3 protein-coding genes are annotated in these 3,259 nt (G+C 41.7%); 2 read left to right on the top strand and 1 reads right to left on the bottom strand.

Annotation, left to right across the window (positions count from 1 at the left end; all coding sequences use genetic code 11):
- Nucleotides 1-142: 142 nt before the first annotated feature.
- Both A9E74_RS13530 and A9E74_RS14975 read left to right on the top strand, forming a co-directional pair.
- Nucleotides 143-1,708, top strand: a complete 1,566-nt coding sequence (locus A9E74_RS13530) for a PTS transporter subunit EIIC (protein WP_281198110.1) — start codon at nt 143-145, stop codon at nt 1,706-1,708.
- Entirely contained in the window at nt 1,636-2,232 is a 597-nt protein-coding gene (locus A9E74_RS14975; protein WP_342670189.1) for an EAL domain-containing protein, read from the top strand. Before A9E74_RS13530 ends, A9E74_RS14975 begins: the two co-directional genes overlap by 73 nt.
- Before the next feature lie 54 nt (nt 2,233-2,286).
- On the opposite strand, the gene A9E74_RS13525 is transcribed toward A9E74_RS14975, so the two are convergent.
- Nucleotides 2,287-3,259, bottom strand: a 973-nt coding sequence (locus A9E74_RS13525) for a catalase family peroxidase (RefSeq protein ID WP_218104333.1), incomplete at its 5' end; no start/stop codon positions are given.

Below are 3,259 nucleotides of genomic sequence, written 5' to 3'. Positions count from 1 at the left end.
CCCGATAAATGAGCAATGCCAAACAATTTCCTGCAAAATCACTGACTGTTGGGCTTTACGAAAATTTACAGTTGACGGGCATTTACAGACCATTCATCTGACGCATTATTAGAAGTAACAAGTTGGTTTAAAGGAGCCAAGATTGAAGCAAAGACTGTATTTATGGATGATAGCGACAAGAAACAGTTTTGTTGCACTTTTGCCCCTCACCTTCCTTAGAGTAATCGCTGAATTAATTATTAATTTACCTTGGCCAGCTTATCAACAAGCTATGGATCAGTGGTTTGGCGCAGAATGGCGTGAACCACTACAACAAATGATCAATACGGCATTTAACTTTTTTGGGCTGTTCTTGGCTGCCGTGGTAGCAGCCCAATTGATTTATCGACTTCCCAGGCCAACAAAACAACGTGAAATCGCGCCACCTTTAATGGTGGCTATCAGTGCCATCATAAATTTCCTGATTGTTACTACCGCATTGCCTAACCTATCCCCTATGGAATTTAGTGTCGGCGCTATTTTCTTGGGCATTGTTATTGGTTTAGTCTCAGCCGAGCTGATGATTTTTGCTGTAAAACGCCCTTATCTTGATTTACTTAACCTGCCGGTTGATTCTGATACAACGTTTTATCATGCGATGCGTTTAACCCCTTCAGTCATTCTTAGCGGTATTCTCTTTTTCGCTGTCGGTATCTTGCTGGCAACTACTCCACCTTTTCCTAATATTACTCAGCTAATTATCGACTGGGTATTAGCTGACGGAAATGGAAACTGGATATTAAGCTCATTTTTTATCGTTGCGAATCAGTTGTTTTGGTTTTTCGGTCTGCATGGTGGAATTGTTCTGTTGGGAACAGCAGATGGAGCTTTATTAGCTTCGACTACCAGCGCTGGATTTGATACCAATCTCATGTTCAGGACATTATTCGATAATTTTGTGACTATCGGTGGCTCTGGATCGACGCTTGGTTTGTTAATCGCTATTTTTATTGTTACTCGTCAAGGTGCCCAGAACAAAATTGCCAAAGTGTCTGTTGTGCCCTCTATCTTCAATATCAATGACATCCTGATCTACGGGCTGCCGATTGTCTTAAATCCCTTTTATCTAATCCCGTTTATTCTCGTCCCATTCATTTTGATGTTGATTACGCTGTCCGCAGTACATTTTGGAGTAATTCATATTTTGGATTCTGTGCAAGTGAGCTGGACAACTCCGGCTTTGTTTTCCGGCTGGATGTTGACAGAATCCTGGCGTGGTGTGGCGTTTCAAATGCTATTAATTGCTATCAGCACAATATGTTATTTGCCGTTTGTGAAAAGGGCCGAAAGAAGCCGTCAACAACAAACTAAAGCAGCATTTCAACAGGCATCGGACCTGATTATCAAGGAGGGGCATAACAGACAAAGGATTGTTACCAGACAGGATAAGGTTGGCATGATCGCCCGAGATCTGGTGGTTGATTTGCAGCTGGCGATACAGCAGAACGCGCTGTCATTGGTTTATCAACCTAAACATGACCGTCAAGGTCATATCATTGGTGTTGAGGCCCTGCTCCGCTGGACTCATCCGCGATATGGCATGATCTCACCGATTGTAATTGTGACAGTGGCAGAAGACAGTGAACTGATAAATAGCTGGGTAGATGGGTCATCAAACAGGCCTGTGCCTGCAAAGCCCGGTGGAATACGTCTGGTTATAAGGCATTAACTATCGCTGTAAATATTTCACCGATTCAGCTGACAGACAAAGATTTACCGTTTTATTTGACGAAATACATTAATGAATATGGTATTACCGCTGACGAAATAGAGCTTGAAATCACCGAGTCATCTGAGATTCCCGATACAAATTTGACCGATATTATTCTGCAACAGCTTGTCGATACCGGTGTGAATCTGGCAATGGATGATTTTGGAATGGGCTACTCGTCATTGTTATATATGCGCAGGTTTCCGGTAGATGCAATCAAAATTGATGGTTCCATTACTCGTGATGTCCTGCTCAATGACACCAATGCCGATATCATCAGAACAATATGTTCATTGGGCCAGGCACAAAAAGTACATGTGGTAGCCGAATATGTTGAAACAAAAGAGCAACTTGAAGCATTATCCGAAATGGGCTGTGATATTTTCCAAGGTTATTTTTACAGCCCGCCGATAGCAGAATCTGATTGTTTGAATTATTTCAAATTACACAATGGCTTGGTTCAGGGAAAACTTTCGATTTAGCAATAAAAAAGGCTTGAGTTAACTTTAACTCAAGCCTTTTTTTATAAGCTTTTTTTAGGGATTTAATCTTCTGCCAAAACTAATCGCATAACTCACTGGACGAGCTAAAAGAATGGGATCGTTGGTTGGGCTAATGCCTTCTGGAAGAGCCAAAGGATTAAACATATTGGCTTTTTCGTAACTTGCAGCGTCCTTCATCATCTCAGTCAGCGTCAATGTTCCTAGCTCAACTATCTTCCTGTCTGCTGGCCACACAACAGTAGGATCCGTAATTGCATCACCCTCTTCGGCAATTTGCACGGCAATAATAAACTTGGCTTCACCATCATCCTTTAATCTTACTGGCAACTCATCTAACAAATAATTGTTGGCAGCTTGTTCTCTTTCTTCATCTGAAAGATATTCAGGACCGTTTAATGGCGTAATCAGATAACGTCCATAAACTGTTTTTCCCTGTTCATTTTCAAATTCAAATGCATTAATGCCATGGAATTTTTCAGAGGCATAACTCATTGGAGCTGGTTTGGCTAATTGCACATAGCTTAGCGTCTCAGGATGTTGCTCAAGAAAGGCTTCTATTGGTGTCGGTTTCGTTTGTGCATTGGCAGAATCTTTAATCGCTGTTAATAATTCCAGAAAATCTTCCGGATTCTTCACAGGGAATCGTTCTACCGAAATCACCACAATATCGGTGTATTCCTCTTCAGGTAGCATAAACCTTATTGCCATTCCCTTTGGAAAACCATCCGGACTTGAATCGGCAATATCGGGCACACCACTGGCATTTGAAAATCGAACCACTACGTCTGTTTTAGGGAAATTAAAATGCGGTGCATAGGTAATATCAGAGGCCTCTTTCGATGCTTCAAAATAACCTGACGCCATAAGACCTTTAGCATGATTTGAACGAATGCCAGCATGGGGGCCGCCGGCAAGTTCAGAAAGTGTATTGACCAATTTTTCGGTAACCGGTAATTCATCGGCGGTGAGTGAAGAAGAAATAATAATGGTTATAAAACAAAACCCA

Source organism: Methylophaga muralis (assembly GCF_001720165.1).
Lineage (GTDB): Bacteria > Pseudomonadota > Gammaproteobacteria > Nitrosococcales > Methylophagaceae > Methylophaga > Methylophaga muralis.
This window is presented reverse-complemented; position numbering and strand designations above follow the sequence as displayed.